The sequence below is a fragment of the Streptomyces sp. NPDC054841 genome (assembly GCF_053611045.1).
The window spans coordinates 1-17,362 of the sequence record NZ_JBSGZO010000152.1; the positions used below are offsets into that span (position 1 = coordinate 1).

Genomic DNA, 17,362 nt, shown 5'->3' on the forward strand with positions numbered 1-17,362 from the left:
CCGTCGTTCTGCACCCACAGGCCGTGGTGCCATTTGACGGTCAGCGCGACGGTCATCACGCCGATGGCGACCGTGGCCGCCATCGGCGTGAGCGCCCCGCCGGCCAGGAACAGGCCCGAGCCGATCTGCCCGACGCCCGCGGCAAGCGCGGTCAGCGACCCGCCACGGAACCCGTCCTTGCGGAACTCCTCGGTCCCGCCCTCCAGACCCCGGCCGCCCAGATGGAAGCTGATCTTCTGCACCCCGTGGCCGGCTATCAGCAGACCTGCGACCAGCCGGAGGACCAACAGACCGACGTTCATTGCGTGCTCCTGACTCAGGTGACCTTGCGAGGGGCCCGGTCAGCCGGCGGCGTGGGCGCCGATGACGCTCTGCGCGTACACCACACCCAGGCCGTAGGCGCCGGCGTGCTCCTTGACGATCTCCATGACCGCGCCGTACGTCTCGGTACGGGCCCAGTCACGCTGCAGCTCCAGCAGGACCTGGATCCAGGTGACCGGTACGGCACCGGCGCTGATCATCCGCTGCAGGGCGTGCTCGTGAGCCTCCTTGGTGACACCGCCGGAGGCGTCGGCCACCACGTACACCTCATAGCCCTGACCCAGCGCGGACAGCGCCGGCAGTACCAGGCACACCTCGGTCCACAGGCCCGACAGCACGATCTTCTTGCGCCCGGTGGCCTTGACGGCCTCGACGACGGCCCGGTCCTCCCACGCGTTCATCGTGGTGCGGTCGATGATCTGCTCCTTGGGGAAGACCTCCGCGAGCTGCGGCAGGAGCGGGCCTGAGAACGACTCTGCCGCCACCGTGGTCAACACCACCGGCACATCGAACGCCTTGGCCGCCTTCGCCAGGCCGACCGTGCTGTTGATGACCGCGGTCCGGTCCCCGCTGCCGACACCGAAGAACATCTGCGGCTGGTGGTCCACGAACAGCATCACCGCGTTGTCGGGGGTGAGCAGATCCGGGCTCGGCGCGGCCTTGACCTGGGTGAAGTCAATCATCGGGGTTCCTCTCGGTTATCTGTCTTGCGGTACACGCCACCGGTCCGGCGGCGAGCTGGCGGGCGGCGGGACCCGGTCCGGGAGCGGGGTCCCGCCGCGGTCACAGCACGAAGCAGGGGTCGAAGATCTCGGTCGGGGCTTCGGGGGCGAAGCCCCGCTGGACCCGCCACTGGCGGTGCTGTTCGGAAGCCGCGACGGCCTGGCCGAGCAGGTCGGCCTGACGCGCGCCGGAAACAGTGGGTTTCGTCGTCGCCTGGTAGCCGCCGTAGTGCGCGACCGGGCTCCAGGCCGGACTGACCGGCGGGAGGGGGTCGTCCAGTCCTTCGTATTCGGCGGCGGCGTAGACGATGCGGCCCCCGACGACGGTGAGGACGGATTCGATGTGCGGGATGTCCTGCTCGGGCACGGTGAAGAAGTCGTCGGACAGCACGGCCAGGTCTCCGAAGCAGCCCGGTCGCAGGATTCCCTTGAGGTTCTCCTCGCCGGTGAGACGGGCGCCGCCCTGGGTGTACATCTCCAGTGCGGTCTCCCGGGCGACCCGGTTCTGCGGCGGATAGATCGTCAGGTCGCCGGCGGTGCGTCCGGATACCAGCCAGTGCAGAGCGACCCAGGGGTTGTACGAGGACACCCGGGTGGCGTCGGTTCCCGCGCCGACGGTCAGCCCGCGTTCCAGCATGGCGCGCACCGGCGGTGCCTCGGCGGCGGCAGAGACTCCGTACCGGCGGACGAATGCCTCGCCCTGGAAGGACATCCGGTTCTGTACCGACATCGCCCCGCCGAGCGCGGCGATCCGGTCCAGGCTCTGCCGGGAGACCGTTTCCGCGTGGTCGAACAGCCAGCGGTTGCCACCGGGGAACAGCCCCTCGGCCGCGAGCTTTTCGAACACGCCCAGATCGCGGCGGATCGTCTCGTCATAGGTGGCATGCAGCCGGAAACCCCAGCCGTTCTCCATGAGAAGGCGTACCGCCTTCTCGAATCCGGCCTCGTAGTCACCGAGTTCGGGGCGGGGCTCGGAGAAGTTCTCGAAGTCGGCGGCCGACCAGGTCAGGTTCTCCCCCGCGCCGTTGAGCCGGAGCCACTCGTCGCCCTCCTCGGGGCGGACCATCTCCACCCACCGGGCCAGATCATCGACCTCCTGGCCGGCGGTCTGCGGAAAGAGGTGGTAGGCGATTCTCAGCGACAACCGGCCCGTCCTGGCCAGCTCGATCACCGTGCTGTAGTTGTCGGGGAAGTTCTGGAAACCGCCGGCCGCGTCGATCGCCGAGGTCAGGCCGAACCGGTTCAGTTCGCGAAGGAAGTGCTGGGTGGAGGTCAGCTGGTCCGGGCCCTGCAGGGTCGGCGCCTTGGCCAGTGTGGAGTAGAGGATCAGGGCGCTGGGCGCCGCCAGCAGCATCCCGGTCGGTTCCCCGGTGTGGCCCCGCACGATCTGCCCGCCCCTGGGATCGGGGGTGTCGCGGGTGAATCCGGCGGCCTGGAGTGCGGCCCGGTTGAGAATGGCCGACTGGTACAGGTGCAGCACGAAGACCGGGGTGTCGGGGGCGGCCGCGTTCAGCTCCGCCACGGTCGGCAGCCGGCGCTCGGCGAACTGTTCCGCGGACCACCCTCCCACTACCCGCACCCACTGGCCCTTCGGGGTGCGCGCGGCCTGGTCCCGCAGCGTCGCCAACGCCTGCCGCAGCGAGGGCACTCCGTCCCAGCGCAGCTCCAGCACGTAGTTCAGGCCGCCGCGGATGACGTGCAGATGGGAATCGTTCAGGCCGGGGACCACCCTGCGGCCCAGCGCATCGACGACGCGCGTCCGCGCACCGATCAACGGTGCCACTTCGGCGTCGTCGCCGACCGCAGTGATCCTGCCGTCCCGGATGGCGACCGCGCTCGCCTGTGTGTGAGTGCGATCGCCGGTGAACACCTTGGCGTTGCGCACCACCACATCAGCGGCGTCCGTCAGATCAAAAGGCGGCAGTCCGCCGACCGGCATTGTGGGCATCGTCCGCGTCTCCTTCCAGCTCTGTCCGTCCGGCCGTCTCGGCCGAACAAGGGTTATGTGACAAAAGGCGCAAAAAATGCGTAGGCGTTCGGTCCGCGCCGCCTGATGGCCCGGTGGAGGAGTCGGCGATGACCGGGTGGAGGTCGACTCAGGAGGAGATCGGCTCAGGAGGAGGTCACCTCAGGAGGAGATCGGCTCAGGAGGAGGCATCGCGATAGCCGAGCGCTGCTGCCGTGACGAGCAACGTGCTGACCGCAAGCGGCCATCCGAGTCCGTGATGCAGCACCAGCCAGGCTCCGAGCGCGGCGCCCGCCAGCATCGCCGCGACCGACACAAGGCGGCGTCCGGCGCGGGGGTTGGTGCCACCGGCGAGCGAGGAGTCGGAGGCGAGCCCCGTGAGCGTCAGGGTCAGCACGGTGGTCGTCATGTCCGGGACGGCGAGTTTGCGCACCGTTCCGTTGCGCAGGCCCATGGCCAGGGCCATGGCTGCGATGAGCACAAGGGATGCTCCCGCAGGCTCGGCGAAGGCAATCACGGTGGCCAGTGCCAGCAATATCGCCTCGCCCGCCAGCACCATGCGCACCCACGGCACGCGCGGCCGACCGCGCATCGCCAGTTCCAGACGCCCCGCGCAGACCGAACCGGCCAGGAACGCCACCAGCGATACCAAGGACCCGAGCACCGAGAACCCCGGTGCGCCGGCCGCCGCGAAGCCGATGACGACAATGTTGCCGGTCATGTTGGCGGTGAATACATGCCCCAGACCCAGATAGCTGATTGCGTCGATGAACCCGCTCACGACGGTCAGCACGGTCAACACGATCGCCAGGGGGTGACGCGGGGTCAGTTCAGGGCCTGCGACACCCTTGGAAGTCGTATCCCTGCTCACTGTTTCTCCTCTGCGCGGCGGGCGGCCCGGACATTCCCACGGGGAATTCCAAATATTGGGCGGGCCTGCCGACTTCCTTGGACCGGCCTGACCGCCGAGACCGAATGCGCCTCAATTCCTGGTGCGCTCAGAAGATTACGGTCGAACAGTGGGCCGGTCTTTTCCTGCTGTGCACAGCTGTGTTCCGAAACTGCACTGCGCGTCTGTGCGTACAGTCATTTCACGGAGCCCGTACGGGCCGCCGGAATCCTTACCGGAAGTGTTCGCTGCACGGTGCCGGCCACGGCGTGCAGGACGCCGGCGCGGCAGCACCGTGGCGACGGCCGGGAAGGACAGCGCATCGACCGTGAAGGTCCGGCCGACGCCGGCGAGCAAGACGAGCGCGCCCCTGCGGCCGGGCCGGCCCCCTGGCCGCGGTGGGTGCCGGCGGCGGCTATACCGCGCCGAGGATCCCCGCCAGCATGCGCTCCAGGCTGTCGCCGCACTCCTCCGAACCCGGCGGGCACAGTACGTACGTTCGCCGGAGAAACCCGTTCAGCTCATCGGTGTAAAACCGCACAACGCATACCCCGTCCGGCGAAATGAGCTCCACATCGGTCTCCTGCCAGGAACTCGGAAGGACCCTGACGTCGCCTGCGCCGGCGGCGGTACGGATCCCCGCCGCCAGCAGGTCCCGGGCGAACACCCAGACGACTCCGGTACCACTGGGGCCCCCTGGCGAAGCCCGGAAGGCGAGGCTTACGGCAAGCGGGTCCTCGGTGCTGTAGCAAAGGTTCACCGGCACGGGACAGTCATGCGCTGCAGCCGTTCGCACATCGGCCATGACCTCTATCTCGATGAGATGCATGCGGTGCTCCTGGCTCCGGCTCCGGCCTTGTGGAGTTTCTGTCGTCGAGTACTTCTCACGCCACGGCAGCCTAGGAACTGCGGATCGGGAAAAGTTGTACAGCCGTGCAGCATTCTGTGCTGAAAGTGCATCTTTTCGGCGGATCAATCCATGCCATGGATCAATCCATGTCATGGATTCCGGCAAGCCGGATGAACTCAACCCTCGAATTGATCTCCACCTTCGCGAAGCCGTGCCACAGGCCGGAACTCACCTCAGCCGCCGCGTCACCGGCACGTGGCCGGAGTGAGAGCCGCAAGATGTCCGCGGCGGGACAGAAGGTCCCTTTGCGGCGAGGCGCCGCACGCTCCACGCTGGTGATCGGGAGCGGCTTGACCGGCAGCCCGGAAAGGCACTGGCAAGCCATGAGGGAGCGAGGGAGCACAGTGCTGCCGAGGCGGCCCGAGCACAGCGGAGGGGCTGATGTCCCGCCCTGCCGTGATCGTCGAGCCCGGGTGGAGTGCCATCCGGGGTGCACCCCTGCGGATCGGAGTGATCAGCCACAGCAACGTGCATGACCGTCCGCACCAGCCGCGGGCGTCGTCCATGCACAATCCGCCACCGGAGGATCTTGTGTCCCTGACACCGATCGACGCGGCCTCCGTGACAGCCCTCGTCGAGGACGCCACGGCGGCTCCGTCCATGCACAACGCCCAGCCGTGGAGGTTCCGCTTCCTGCGGGACAAGGGTTCACTGCAGCTGCACGCCGACCTGGAACGCACGCTACCGAAGGCCGACCCGGCGCATCGTGCCCTGCACCTCGGGTGCGGCGCTGCCCTTTTCAATCTGCGCGTGGCCGTCGCTCACGCAGGCAGGGAGCCGGTCACCACGCTGCTCCCCGATCCTGCTGATCCCTGGCTGCTCGCCGAGGTCCGCCTCGACCTGCCCAAGCGCCCGGACGACGATCTCGCCGGCCTCCACCCGGCGATCCGCCGTCGGCACACCAGCCGCTTCCCCTTCACCGACGAGGAGATTCCGGCGGAAGTGCTGGACGGACTGCGCGGCGCGGCGCTCCTCGAAGGCGCCCGGCTGCACGTTCCCGAGGATTGGCATGTGCGAGAGGTGCTCGACCTGGTTCACGACGCCGAGGGGCGCGAGGCGCTCGACCCCGAGGCCCGGGAGGAGCTGGCCCGGTGGACCGGCACGGGAGCGGAAGAGGACGACTCGCGGAATGGCTCGCGGAATGGGGGAATCCCCGCCTATGCGTTCGGCCCCCGGCAACGGGACGTCACGTCCCCGGTGCGGGACTTCGCCGGCGGGCGGCCGGTTCCCGGCCGGGAGGCGGCGACGTTCGAGAAGTGGCCCTGTCTCGCGCTGCTGGGCACCACCGGCGACAAGCTGGCCGACTGGCTGCGGGCCGGCCAGGCGATGGAAAGGGTGCTGCTTCAGGCCACCCAGGACGGCCTGGTCACATCGCTGACCTCCCAGGCGTTGGAATGGCCCGAGCTGCGCTGGGCCGTGCGTGACCCAGGTGCGGCGATGGGCCACGTTCAGATGGTGATCCGCCTCGGGTACGGGCCGGAGGGTCCCGCGACTCCCCGCAGGCCGGTGACCGACGTCCTCGACATCGTGACGTCCCGCAGCGCCCGGCGAACGGAGTGAGGCCTTTCCCCGGCCGGCTGACTCCCGGCCCCGCGATCCGTCCTCGGACCCGCCCAGGCTTCGGCCCCACGATCCGTCCTCGGACCCGCCCAGGCTTCGGCCCCGCGATCCGTCCTCGGACCCGCCCAGGCTTCGGCCCCACGATCCGTCCTCAGACCTGCCCAGGCCTCGGTCCCGCGCTCGCCGGGACCATGCGGTGCTCACTGCGACGGACGTCCACTGGAGGACGGCGGACCCGCCTGTGTGTTGGTCACCCGGCGGCCGGTGATGCGCGTGGGAGTCACGGTCACCCACATCTCGCGCTGTCCACCGGCCCAGGGAAGGCTGCGGGCTTCGGCCTCGAGTCGCCGCACGGCGTCGCCGTCGGTGACAGCGCGCGCCTGCCCGACGACGAGGACACTCCAGCCCCGGCTGAACGCATCGTCGATGTGGTCGACCTCGAAGGCCACTTCGGCTCCCACAGCGGAAGCGGGCACCGTATGCGGAGCCGTACGGAAGGCGATCTCGCCCCCGGCGAAAAGGTAGTTGACCGGCACAACGGCCGGACCGTCGGGCATGAGGACGGCCACTCTCCCCACGCCGTGCGTGGACAGCAGGTCCCGGCATTCTTCGTCGCCGAGTTCGAGCAGTTCCATGTTGCGCGGGCCGGAGGTCCTGCCAGGCGGCTGATCGGCCGTGGCTCCGGTGAGTTCGGGGACCGTGGTCTCCAGGGCGTCGGCGAGGCGGAGCATGATTCCGATGCCAGGTGTGGACGACCGCTCCTCGACGTAGGTGATGTAGGCGGCCGCGGCGCCGCTGCGCGCGGCCAGCTCCTCACGCGACAGCCCGAGCTCCTCGCGGCGGGCCGCCACGCGTCGTCCGATGTCACCGCGCTGACCGTGCACGGCCCCTGCGCCGGAGCGTCCGGGTGTCGACTGCGGCATCTCGCTCACTTCCCCTCGTGGTGGTCAGGCAGACGTGGCTGGTCAGGTCGGGTGACAGCGTTGTGCTGGGGGCCGCCGAGCACCACTTTGAGAGCGCCGGTCTCCGCGGCGCGGGAGAACACGTCGTACGCCTCCTCCATCTGCCCCAGCTCGAAGCGGTGGGTGACCAGAGCGAACGTGGGGAGCTTGCCCGCGGCCATCATGCGCAGCAGCAGCGGCGTGGAGTACGTGTCGACGAGACCGGTCGTGATCGTCACATCCTTGATCCACAGGTCTTCGAGGTGCAGGACCGCAGGCTTGCCGTGGACACCGATGTTGGCGACGCGGCCTCCGGGGCGCACCATGCGGGTGCACATCTCGAACGCCTCGGGCACGCCGACCGCTTCGACGACCACATCGGCACCGAGTCCTTCGGTGACGTCCTCGACCATCTCTTCCGGGGTTTCGTCCGCGCTGACCGTCGCGTCGGCACCGAGGGCCCGGGCAGCGGTCAGGCGGGAATCGGCGAGGTCGACGGCGATGATCCGTTCCGGGGTGCAGAGGCGGGCCGTGGCGATCGTGGCGAGCCCGATCGGCCCGGCGCCGACCACGACCACGGTGTCGCCGGGCCGGACGTTCCCGTTCAGGACCCCCACCTCGTATGCGGTGGGGAAGATATCGGCCAGCAGGACCGCGTCGTAGCTGTCGACGGCGCTGGGCAGCGGGTGCACGGAGAGGTCGGCGAAGGGCACGCGTACGTATTCGGCCTGGGTGCCGTCGATCCGGTGGCCGAGGACCCAGCCGCCACCGCCCCGGCACTGCCCGTACCTGTTCTCCCGGCAGAAACGACAGCGCCCGCACGCAGCTATGCAGGACACCAGCACCCGGTCACCGGGGCGCACCGTGCGGACGTCCCCGCCGGTCTCCACGACCTCGCCCACGGCCTCATGTCCGAGAATCCTTCCAGGGGTGACCTCGGGCACATCTCCCTTGATGATGTGCAGGTCGGTGCCGCAAATGGTGACCGCATCGACGCGGACGATCGCGTCAGTGGCGTCGTCGATGCCCGGATCCGGGGCATCCTGCCAGGTCGTCTGTCCAGGTCCATGGAAGACGAGGGCCTTCATGGCGTCGTCCCTTCGCCGATCGCGCCCGGTCACTGGCCAGCGTGTCTCGGCGGGCGTCTCGGGCGCTTGGGCCGAGTGGCCCCTCAGTGGCGCCTGTCGGCCCAGCGGTTCGCCTGGCACGAAGCGCGGACCGGTGATCAACTCCAGCCGCACCAGCTGAAGATCAGCCGATGATCAGAGCTCGCATCGTGACACATGCCACAATGTGGGGCCTTTCACTTAGAAAGTGCACGAAACCGCACGGATCCGCCCTCAACTCGGACCGCAGCGCCCCGAACAACGAGAAACGGGCCCTCACCAGGACTTTCGTCTCTGGCGAGAACCCGTTTCATCGGTTTCTCATGGTGCGCGAGGGGGGAGTTGAACCCCCACGCCCTTGCGGGCACTGGAACCTGAATCCAGCGCGTCTGCCTATTCCGCCACCCGCGCATTGGGTGTTGCCGCCGTGTCCCCCACTTTTTCGGTGCGAGCGCCTGGCGACATGCAGAAGATTAGCACGGTGCGGAGGGTGGATTCACATCCCTTTCCTTCCGCCTGGCCTCGGCCGGTTTCGGCCCGGCCTCGGCGGAAGAGAAGACAGAGGAAAGCACCGAAGACAAGGAACGGAGCGCGGCCGCCGCCACTCCTCCCGGGTGCACCTCCCCCCGCTCCTCCGAGGTGCACCCGGAGTGCGGGACACTGTCAGGAGGCCGCCTCTACGATCCCTGTGGAGATCCGTGTGAGAGGTGACACTCATCGACGGGGCAGACAAGGGGAACCAGCCGATTTCCCGACGCGTGGATACGATCAGTAAGCAGTACCAGGACGACATCGACGGAGGAGGTGCCCCATGGGAGTCCTGAAGCGTTTCGAACAGCGGCTCGAAGGTCTGGTCAACGGCACCTTCGCCAAGGTCTTCAAGTCCGAGGTCCAGCCGGTCGAGATCGCGGGCGCCCTCCAGCGCGAGTGCGACAACAACGCGACCATCTGGAACCGCGACCGGACCGTCGTCCCCAACGACTTCATCGTGGAGCTGAGCGCGCCCGACTTCGAGCGCCTCAGCCCGTACTCGGGTCAGCTCGGCGACGAGCTCTCCGGCCTGGTCCGGGACTACGCCAAGCAGCAGCGCTACACCTTCATGGGCCCGATCAAGGTCCATCTGGAGAAGGCCGACGACCTCGACACCGGTCTGTACCGGGTACGCAGCCGTACGCTCGCGTCGAGTACGTCACAGGCGCCCGAGCGTGCTCCCGCAGGTCCGCCCGCCCCGCAGGGCGGCGCACGCGGCGGCTACGGCTACCCTCCCGTGAGCGCGCCTCCCATGCCGTCCGCCCCGCCGCCCGGCGTGGGCCGTCCCGGCCCGGCAGCGCCCACGGCAGCCCGTCCTGCGGCCCCTGGCCCGATGCCGGGTGCCCAGGTGCGCCGCTGGATCGAGATCAACGGCAACCGCCACCAGATCTCCCGCCCGACGATGGTGCTGGGCCGCAGCACCGACGCCGACGTGCGGATCGACGACCCCGGCGTATCGCGCCGGCACTGTGAGATCCGGACCGGAACGCCCTCGACGATCCAGGATCTCGGGTCTACCAACGGCATCGTGGTAGACGGGCAGCACACCACCCGCGCTACGCTCCGCGACGGCTCGCGGATCGTCGTGGGCAGCACCACCATCGTTTACCGGCAAGCCGAAGGGTGAAGCGGGGGCAATGTCAGAGCTGACCCTTACGGTCATGCGGCTGGGTTTCCTGGCCGTTCTGTGGCTGTTCGTCATCGTGGCCGTCCAGGTCATCCGTAGCGACCTGTTCGGTACGCGCGTCACGCAGCGCGGCTCACGCCGCGGCGCCGACGCCCGGCCGCAACAGGCCGCCCGCCAGGCTGCCGCTCCGCCGCAGCAGCGCCAGCAGGCCACCCGCCAGCGTCGGGGGGCACCCACCAAGCTGGTCGTCTCCGAAGGCAGCCTGACCGGCACCACGGTCGCGCTGCAGGGCCAGACGATCACGCTGGGCCGCGCGCACGATTCCACGATCGTGCTGGACGACGACTACGCGTCCAGCAGGCATGCCAGGATCTACCCGGACCGTGACGGCCAGTGGATCGTCGAGGATCTCGGGTCCACCAATGGCACGTATCTCGACCGGACCCGACTCACCACCCCGACACCGATTCCGCTGGGCGCGCCGATCCGCATCGGCAAGACCGTCATCGAGCTGCGGAAGTAGTACGACAATGAGCGAGCGGAGCGAGCGAGCGGCGGCGGTACCCACAGCGGGCCCCGTTGCGGTCCCGGCAGTGGGCCGGGGCAGGCGGCTCCCGACCGGAGGGTGGGCAGTGTGGCTCGAGACCGGCTGTACCCCGATCCGACGGGCGAGGTGCGCATGAGTCTGTCACTGCGCTTCGCCGCCGGATCGCACAAAGGCATGATCCGGGAAGGCAACGAGGACTCCGGCTACGCCGGCCCGCGCCTTCTCGCGATCGCCGACGGCATGGGCGGCCAGGCCGCCGGTGAGGTCGCCTCCTCCGAGGTCATCTCCACGCTCGTCCAGCTCGACGACGACGTCCCGGGCTCGGACATCCTCACCTCGCTCGGTACGGCCGTACAGCGGGCCAACGACCAGCTGCGTGTGATGGTCGAGGAGGACCCCCAGCTCGAAGGCATGGGGACCACCCTCACCGCGCTGCTCTGGACCGGCCAGCGGCTCGGCCTCGTCCACGTCGGCGACTCCCGCGCGTATCTGCTCCGTGACGGCGTGCTGACGCAGATCACCCAGGACCACACCTGGGTGCAGCGGCTCGTCGACGAGGGCCGGATCACGGAGGAAGAGGCCACCACCCATCCGCAGCGCTCCCTGCTGATGCGCGCGCTGGGCAGCGGCGACCATGTCGAGCCCGATCTCTCCATCCGCGAGGTCCGGGCCGGTGACCGTTATCTGATCTGCTCCGACGGACTGTCCGGCGTCGTCTCGCACCAGACGATGGAGGACACCCTCGCCAGCTACCAGGGTCCGCAGGAGACCGTGCAGGAGCTGATCCAGCTCGCGCTGCGCGGCGGCGGCCCCGACAACATCACCTGCATCGTCGCGGACGTCCTCGACACCGACTCCAACGACACCCTGGCCGGGCAGCTGAGCGACACCCCGGTCGTCGTCGGCGCGGTCGCCGAGAACCAGGCCCAGCTGAACGACGGCGGGGCCATGCAGACCCCCGCGGGGCGCGCGGCCGGCCTCGGCCGCCCCACCCCGCCGCCCCCGGGCGGCGGCTTCGGCCCGCCCGGCAGTGGCGACGACGTGGGCTACGGCGGCATGCCGCCGGAGGGCAGCTTCGGGGCGTACACGGACGAGGACTTCGTCAAGCCGCGCTCCGGCCGGAAGTGGCTGAAGAGATCCTTCTACATCGTGCTCGCGCTCGCTGTGGTCGGCGGCGGTCTGTACGGCGCATACCGCTGGACGCAGACCCAGTACTACGTCGGCGCGAGCGACAGCCACGTCGCGCTGTACCGGGGCATCAGCCAGGACCTGCCCGGGGTCTCGCTCTCGAAGGTCGAGCAGGACCACCCCGAGATCGAACTCAAGTACCTGGCGCCTTACCAGCAGAAGCAGGTCAAGGACACGATCCCCCAAGGCAGCCTCGGCGACGCCCGCAAGAAGATCGACGAGCTCAAAGCTCAGGCCGAGGTCTGCAAGAAGGAGGAGCAGCGCAGCGCCGCCGTGGACCGCGCGCCCAGCGCGCCGCCCGGAGAGGGCCAGGCCGGCGGCACGACCGGTACGAAGCCCTCCACCCAGTCCGCCCAGACCAAGCCGACCGCAGCTACTCCCTCTCCGGGCCCCACCCTCTCGGAGGAGGAAAAGAAGCTGGCCTCGAACTGTGGCCGGCAGTAAGCACCCGTAGGGGGGCCTTTCTCCACCATGAGCGTTGTCACCAACACGACCACCATCGGCGCGATCGAACTGCCGAGCCGCCGTAATACCGAGCTGGCGCTGCTCGTGTTCGCCGTCGTCATTCCGGTGTTCGCGTACGCCAATGTGGGCCTCGCGCTGACCGGCAGCGTGCCCACCGGCATGATCGGATACGGTCTCGGCCTCGGGCTTCTGGCGGGCGTGGCCCATCTCGTGGTGCGCAAGTTCGCCAAGTACGCCGATCCGCTGCTGCTGCCGCTTGCGACCCTGCTCAACGGGCTCGGTCTGGTGATCATCTGGCGCCTCGACCAGTCGCCGCGGCTGATCGCCCGTGCCGAGCGCGCCTTCGGCGGTTTCAGCCCCGACGCCCCCAAGCAGCTGCTGTACTCGGCGATCGGCATCGCGCTCTTCGTGGCCGTACTGCTGCTGCTCAAGGACCACCGGATCCTGCAGCGCTACACGTACATCTCCATGGCGGCTGCTCTGGTCCTGCTGATCCTGCCGATGTTCTTCCCCGCCCGGAACGGCGCGAAGATCTGGATCAGCCTCGGCCCCCTCAACCTGCAGCCCGGTGAGTTCGCGAAGATCATCATCGCGATCTTCTTCTCCGGCTACCTCATGGTGAAGCGCGACGCCCTGGCCCTGGCCAGCCGCCGTTTCATGGGTCTCTACCTGCCGCGTGGCCGTGACCTCGGACCGATCCTGGTCGTCTGGGCCATGTCCATCCTGATCCTGGTCTTCGAGACCGACCTCGGCACGTCGCTGCTGTTCTTCGGCCTGTTCGTGATCATGCTGTACGTCGCCACCGAGCGGACGAGCTGGATCGTCTTCGGTCTGCTGATGTCCGCGGTGGGCGCGGTCAGCGTCGCGAGCTTCGAGCCGCACGTCCAGCAGCGCGTCCAGTTCTGGCTCGAGCCGTTCGCGGAGGAGACCTGGCGGCAGAGCGAGCAGATCGGCCAGGCCCTGATGTCCTTCGGCGCGGGCGGTGTGCTCGGCACCGGCCTCGGCCAGGGGAACTCCGACCTCATCGGCTTCGCCGCCAACTCCGACTTCATCTTCGCCACGGTCGGCGAGGAGTTCGGTCTGGCCGGAATGATGGCGTTCCTGCTCATCTACGGTCTGATCGTCGAGCGCGGCGTACGCACGGCGCTCGCCGCCCGTGACCCGTTCGGGAAGCTCCTCGCGATCGGCCTCTCCGGCGCCTTTGCCATCCAGGTCTTCGTCGTCGCCGGCGGAGTCATGGGCCTCATCCCGCTGACGGGCATGACGATGCCGTTCGTCGCGTACGGCGGTTCCTCCGTGCTCGCCAACTGGGCACTGATCGGGATTCTGATCCGTATCAGCGACACCGCGCGCCGGCCCGCGCCTGCGCCTGCCCCGTCCCCCGACGCCGAGATGACCCAGGTGGTCCGCCCGTGAACAAGCCCCTGCGCCGGATCGCGATCTTCTGCGGGCTTCTCGTCCTCGCCCTGCTGATCCGCACCAACTGGCTCCAGTACGTCCAGGCCGAGGATCTGAACACCAACGCCAAGAACCGCCGGGTCCAGATCGAGCGGTACGCGGCGGAACGCGGCAACATCATCGTCGACGGCAAGCCCATCACCGGCTCCGTCGCGACGTCGGACACCGACTTCAAGTACAAGCGCACCTACATCGACGGCCCCATGTGGGCCCCCATCACCGGCTACGCCTCGCAGGCCTACGACGCCAACCAGATCGAGAAGCTCGAGGACGGCATACTCACCGGCAACGACGACCGGCTCTTCTTCGACCGCACGATGGCGATGTTCACCGGCGACACGAAGAAGGGTGGCAACGTCGTCACCACCCTGAACGGCAAGGCCCAGCGGGCCGCGTACAAGGGCCTCGGCGACAAGAAGGGCGCCGTCGCGGCCATCGACCCGCAGACCGGCAGGATCCTCGCGCTCGCGTCGACGCCGTCGTACGACCCCTCGACCTTCGCCGGCTACTCGGGCAAGGACGAGAAGGCCTGGCTGGCGCTGGAGAAGGACAAGGACAAGCCGAAGCTGAACCGCGCGCTGCGCGAGACCTACCCGCCCGGCTCCACGTTCAAGGTCGTCACCGCCGCCGCCGCTCTGGAGCACGGCGTGGTCTCGGACATCAACGCCCCGACGGACACCCCCGAGCCGTACAACATCCCGCTGTCGCGCAAGCCCATGGTCAACCATGCCCCCGGCTGCGAGAAGGCGAGCCTCAACGATGCGCTGAGGGTCTCCTGCAACTCCGTCTTCGCGAACCTCGGTGACAAGGTCAGCCGGGACAAGATGGTGGAGACGGCCGAGAAGTTCGGCTTCAACAACCCGGAGATCGACACGCCGGTCCGCGCCTCCGCCTCGGTCTACAACAAGACCATGGACCGCGGTGGCAACGCGCTCTCCTCCATCGGCCAGTTCGACACGGCCGCCACGCCGCTCCAGATGGCCATGGTCACCGCCGCGATCGCCAATGACGGCAAGATGATGAAGCCGTACATGATCGACCAGCTCGAGGCACCCAACCTCGACGTGCTGGAGAAGACCGAGCCCGAGGAGATGAGCCGCCCGATCTCCGAGAAGAACGCGCAGCTCCTCCAGGAGATGATGGAGAACGTCGTCAAGAACGGCACCGGCGGCAACGCGAAGATCGACGGTGTGACGGTCGGCGGCAAGACCGGTACCGCCCAGCACGGTGTGGGAAACAGCAAGCGCCCGTACGCCTGGTTCATCTCGTACGCCAAGACCGACAGCGGCTCGCCGGTCGCGGTCGCCGTGGTGGTCGAGGACTCCAGCGGCACCGCCCGTGACGACATCAGCGGTGGCGGTCTCGCCGCGCCGATCGCCAAGCAGGTGATGGAGGCTGTAATCGGCAAGTGACGAGGGTCACTGTCCTGGCCTCGTCCCGCCTCATAACCGCACAATGCGATACCGGTCGCATATCAGGTCCCGGCCTTGGGCGGATGCGATGCTTCCTGCCCGGTAGCGTATGCGCGAACAGCACACCGCCGGAGCACACACACGGGTGCGGTCGGGACTGACGGAGAGGGCTGGAACAGTTATGGAAGAGCCGCGTCGCCTCGGCGGCCGGTACGAGCTGGGCTCGGTGCTCGGCCGTGGTGGCATGGCAGAGGTCTACCTCGCCCACGACACCCGGCTCGGCCGCACCGTCGCCGTGAAGACGCTGCGGGCCGATCTCGCCCGCGACCCGTCCTTCCAGGCCCGGTTCCGCCGTGAGGCCCAGTCGGCCGCCTCGCTGAATCACCCTGCGATCGTCGCGGTGTACGACACCGGCGAGGACTACGTGGAGGGCGTCTCCATCCCGTACATCGTGATGGAGTACGTCGACGGCTCGACGCTCAGAGAGCTCCTGCACTCCGGGCGCAAGCTGCTGCCCGAGCGCACGCTGGAGATGACCATCGGCATCCTCCAGGCGCTCGAGTACTCGCACCGCAACGGCATCGTCCACCGCGACATCAAGCCGGCGAACGTCATGCTGACGCGTACCGGCCAGGTCAAGGTCATGGACTTCGGCATCGCGCGCGCCATGGGCGACTCGGGCATGACCATGACGCAGACCGCGGCCGTGATCGGCACCGCCCAGTACCTCTCCCCGGAGCAGGCCAAGGGTGAGCAGGTCGACGCCCGCTCCGACCTCTACTCCACCGGCTGTCTGCTGTACGAGCTGCTGACGGTCCGGCCGCCGTTCGTCGGGGACTCCCCGGTCGCGGTCGCCTACCAGCACGTACGGGAAGAGCCTCAGCCGCCCAGCAACTTCGACCCCGAGATCACGCCCGAGATGGACGCGATCGTGCTGAAGGCGCTGGTCAAGGACCCCGACTACCGCTACCAGTCCGCCGACGAGATGCGGGCCGACATCGAGGCCTGCCTCGACGGCCAGCCGGTCGCGGCGACGGCGGCGATGGGCGCGGTCGGCTACGGCGGGTACGGTGCCCAGCACGGTGACGACCGGCCGACGACGGCGCTGCGCCCGACCGACCCGGCGGGCCAGACGTCGATGCTGCCGCCCATGAACGCGGACGACGGCGGATACGGCTACGACGACCGCCCGGACCGCCGACGCCAGAAGAAGTCGAACACGTCGACGATCCTGCTGGTGCTCGCGGGCCTCCTCGTTCTGGTCGGCGCGATCCTCATCGGCAAGTCGGTCTTCGGCGGAGGCGGCGGCGACACCGGCAAGATCAACGTGCCGCAGCTCGTCGGAAAGCCGCTCGCTGAAGCCCAGCGGCTGGGGACCAACGTGAACGTCAAGGTCGTCCCGGCCGGGAGCGCCCGCTGCGAACAGCCGAAGAACAGCGTCTGCAGCCAGACGCCGGCGAGCGGCAAGATGAACGAGGGCGACACCATCCAGGTCGTCGTCTCGCAGGGCGCGCCGCTGGTCGAGGTGCCGGACGTCACGGAGAAGTCCGAGGAGAACGCGACGAAGCAGCTGAGGAACAAGGGCTTCGACGTCGAGACCGAATCGGTCGACTCCGACCAGGAGGCCGGCACGGTCGTCTCGCAGAGTCCCGACGGCAACACCAAGGCGGAGAAGGGGTCGACCGTCACCCTGAAGATCGCCAAGCAGTCCACGAAGCCCGTGCCGGACGTGGTGGGCCAGCAGTTCGACCCCGCCAACCAGCAGCTGACCACGCTCGGATACACGGTCGTGCGGCAGGACGTCGACTCGGAACAGCCGCTCGGCCAGGTCATCGCCCAGGACCCGACAGCGGGATCCAAGGAACCCAAGGGCACCACGGTCACGCTGCAGGTCTCCAAGGGCCCGCAGACGCCGCAGAGCCAGGTGCCGGAGGTACGGGGCAGGAGCCTGGGCGAGGCCAAGGCGATTCTTCAGCAGGCCGGCTACTCCAACATCCAGGTGCAGGGCGACTCGAACGACAACGCCAAGGTGATCCAGCAGAACCCGGCTCCGGGCACCCAGGCGGACCCGGCCACCACCCCGATCCAGCTGTTCACCATCAGCGGTGACCAGGGGAACAACGGCGGCGGCTTCATCGGCGGACGCGGCTAGCCGGCGAACGCCCTGGAGGCCCTGGAGGCCCGTAACGGACAGGGAGAGGCCCCGGCACCCACTCAGGG

At 68.7% G+C, this 17,362-nt stretch carries 14 protein-coding genes and 1 tRNA gene; 7 read left to right on the forward strand and 8 right to left on the reverse strand.

From position 1 onward, the window contains the following. From ACWGI8_RS20940 to ACWGI8_RS20960, 5 genes are all read right to left on the reverse strand, one after another. Positions 1–302: DoxX family protein (locus tag ACWGI8_RS20940; protein ID WP_453662907.1), on the reverse strand; the 302-nt coding region annotated here is incomplete at its 3' end. Positions 303–341: 39 nt separating this feature from the next. Continuing rightward, a complete protein-coding gene (locus tag ACWGI8_RS20945) occupies positions 342–1,004 on the reverse strand; it encodes a hydrolase (protein WP_453662909.1) in 663 nt (220 codons plus the stop codon). 100 nt (positions 1,005–1,104) lie between these two features. Next, positions 1,105–2,991 (reverse strand): amidohydrolase, encoded by a 1,887-nt coding sequence (locus ACWGI8_RS20950; RefSeq protein WP_453662911.1) that lies wholly within the window; start codon positions 2,989–2,991, stop codon positions 1,105–1,107. A gap of 196 nt (positions 2,992–3,187) precedes the next feature. Next, the gene (locus tag ACWGI8_RS20955; protein ID WP_453662912.1) at positions 3,188–3,802 is read right to left on the reverse strand and encodes a YoaK family protein; all 615 of its coding nucleotides are present in this window, start codon (positions 3,800–3,802) and stop codon (positions 3,188–3,190) included. 511 nt (positions 3,803–4,313) lie between these two features. Continuing rightward, the gene (locus ACWGI8_RS20960; protein ID WP_453662913.1) at positions 4,314–4,727 is read right to left on the reverse strand and encodes an SsgA family sporulation/cell division regulator; all 414 of its coding nucleotides are present in this window, start codon (positions 4,725–4,727) and stop codon (positions 4,314–4,316) included. A gap of 612 nt (positions 4,728–5,339) precedes the next feature. Here ACWGI8_RS20960 and ACWGI8_RS20965 point away from each other — a divergent pair. Beyond that, the gene (locus ACWGI8_RS20965; protein ID WP_453662927.1) at positions 5,340–6,368 is read left to right on the forward strand and encodes an Acg family FMN-binding oxidoreductase; all 1,029 of its coding nucleotides are present in this window, start codon (positions 5,340–5,342) and stop codon (positions 6,366–6,368) included. Positions 6,369–6,568: 200 nt separating this feature from the next. Here the strand turns inward: ACWGI8_RS20965 and ACWGI8_RS20970 are convergent, their stop codons facing one another. The 3 genes from ACWGI8_RS20970 to ACWGI8_RS20980 form a co-directional block, all read right to left on the reverse strand. Further along, positions 6,569–7,291 (reverse strand): helix-turn-helix domain-containing protein, encoded by a 723-nt coding sequence (locus ACWGI8_RS20970; RefSeq protein WP_453662929.1) that lies wholly within the window; start codon positions 7,289–7,291, stop codon positions 6,569–6,571. A 5-nt stretch (positions 7,292–7,296) separates the two neighbouring features. After that, positions 7,297–8,397: a zinc-dependent alcohol dehydrogenase family protein gene (locus ACWGI8_RS20975; RefSeq protein WP_453662915.1), complete on the reverse strand. Its 1,101-nt coding sequence runs from the start codon at positions 8,395–8,397 to the stop codon at positions 7,297–7,299. Between the two features lie 342 nt (positions 8,398–8,739). Next, a tRNA-Leu gene (locus ACWGI8_RS20980) sits at positions 8,740–8,826 on the reverse strand. Between the two features lie 400 nt (positions 8,827–9,226). Between ACWGI8_RS20980 and ACWGI8_RS20985 the strand changes: the two genes are divergently transcribed. The 6 genes from ACWGI8_RS20985 to pknB all read left to right on the forward strand — a co-directional run bounded on the left by ACWGI8_RS20985 (position 9,227) and on the right by pknB (position 17,294). After that, positions 9,227–10,072 (forward strand): FhaA domain-containing protein, encoded by an 846-nt coding sequence (locus ACWGI8_RS20985; RefSeq protein ID WP_453662916.1) that lies wholly within the window; start codon positions 9,227–9,229, stop codon positions 10,070–10,072. Between the two features lie 10 nt (positions 10,073–10,082). Continuing rightward, complete coding sequence (locus ACWGI8_RS20990) at positions 10,083–10,595, forward strand: FHA domain-containing protein FhaB/FipA (protein WP_453662917.1); 513 nt, start codon at positions 10,083–10,085, stop codon at positions 10,593–10,595. A gap of 156 nt (positions 10,596–10,751) precedes the next feature. Continuing rightward, the gene (locus ACWGI8_RS20995) at positions 10,752–12,251 is read left to right on the forward strand and encodes a Stp1/IreP family PP2C-type Ser/Thr phosphatase (RefSeq protein ID WP_453662919.1); all 1,500 of its coding nucleotides are present in this window, start codon (positions 10,752–10,754) and stop codon (positions 12,249–12,251) included. A gap of 27 nt (positions 12,252–12,278) precedes the next feature. Next, a complete protein-coding gene (locus ACWGI8_RS21000) occupies positions 12,279–13,688 on the forward strand; it encodes an FtsW/RodA/SpoVE family cell cycle protein (RefSeq protein ID WP_453662921.1) in 1,410 nt (469 codons plus the stop codon). Beyond that, positions 13,685–15,142 carry a peptidoglycan D,D-transpeptidase FtsI family protein gene (locus ACWGI8_RS21005; protein WP_453662923.1) on the forward strand — a complete coding sequence of 486 codons (1,458 nt, stop codon included), beginning with the start codon at positions 13,685–13,687 and terminating at the stop codon, positions 15,140–15,142. The genes ACWGI8_RS21000 and ACWGI8_RS21005 overlap by 4 nt, the downstream gene beginning before the upstream one ends. Before the next feature lie 181 nt (positions 15,143–15,323). Further along, positions 15,324–17,294, forward strand: a complete 1,971-nt coding sequence (pknB, locus tag ACWGI8_RS21010) for a Stk1 family PASTA domain-containing Ser/Thr kinase (protein WP_453662925.1) — start codon at positions 15,324–15,326, stop codon at positions 17,292–17,294. Positions 17,295–17,362: the final 68 nt, after the last annotated feature.

Excerpts from the sequence above, each read along its gene's own strand:
- ACWGI8_RS20985 (WP_453662916.1), top strand. The coding sequence starts at position 9,227 with ATGGGAGTCCTGAAGCGTTTCGAACAGCGGCTCGAAGGTCTGGTCAAC.
- ACWGI8_RS20975 (WP_453662915.1), bottom strand. The coding sequence starts at position 8,397 with ATGAAGGCCCTCGTCTTCCATGGACCTGGACAGACGACCTGGCAGGAT.
- ACWGI8_RS20945 (WP_453662909.1), bottom strand. The coding sequence starts at position 1,004 with ATGATTGACTTCACCCAGGTCAAGGCCGCGCCGAGCCCGGATCTGCTC.
- ACWGI8_RS20970 (WP_453662929.1), bottom strand. The coding sequence starts at position 7,291 with ATGCCGCAGTCGACACCCGGACGCTCCGGCGCAGGGGCCGTGCACGGT.
- ACWGI8_RS20950 (WP_453662911.1), bottom strand. The coding sequence starts at position 2,991 with ATGCCCACAATGCCGGTCGGCGGACTGCCGCCTTTTGATCTGACGGAC.
- pknB (WP_453662925.1), top strand. The coding sequence starts at position 15,324 with ATGGAAGAGCCGCGTCGCCTCGGCGGCCGGTACGAGCTGGGCTCGGTG.
- ACWGI8_RS20995 (WP_453662919.1), top strand. The coding sequence starts at position 10,752 with ATGAGTCTGTCACTGCGCTTCGCCGCCGGATCGCACAAAGGCATGATC.
- ACWGI8_RS21000 (WP_453662921.1), top strand. The coding sequence starts at position 12,279 with ATGAGCGTTGTCACCAACACGACCACCATCGGCGCGATCGAACTGCCG.
- ACWGI8_RS20960 (WP_453662913.1), bottom strand. The coding sequence starts at position 4,727 with ATGCATCTCATCGAGATAGAGGTCATGGCCGATGTGCGAACGGCTGCA.
- ACWGI8_RS20990 (WP_453662917.1), top strand. The coding sequence starts at position 10,083 with ATGTCAGAGCTGACCCTTACGGTCATGCGGCTGGGTTTCCTGGCCGTT.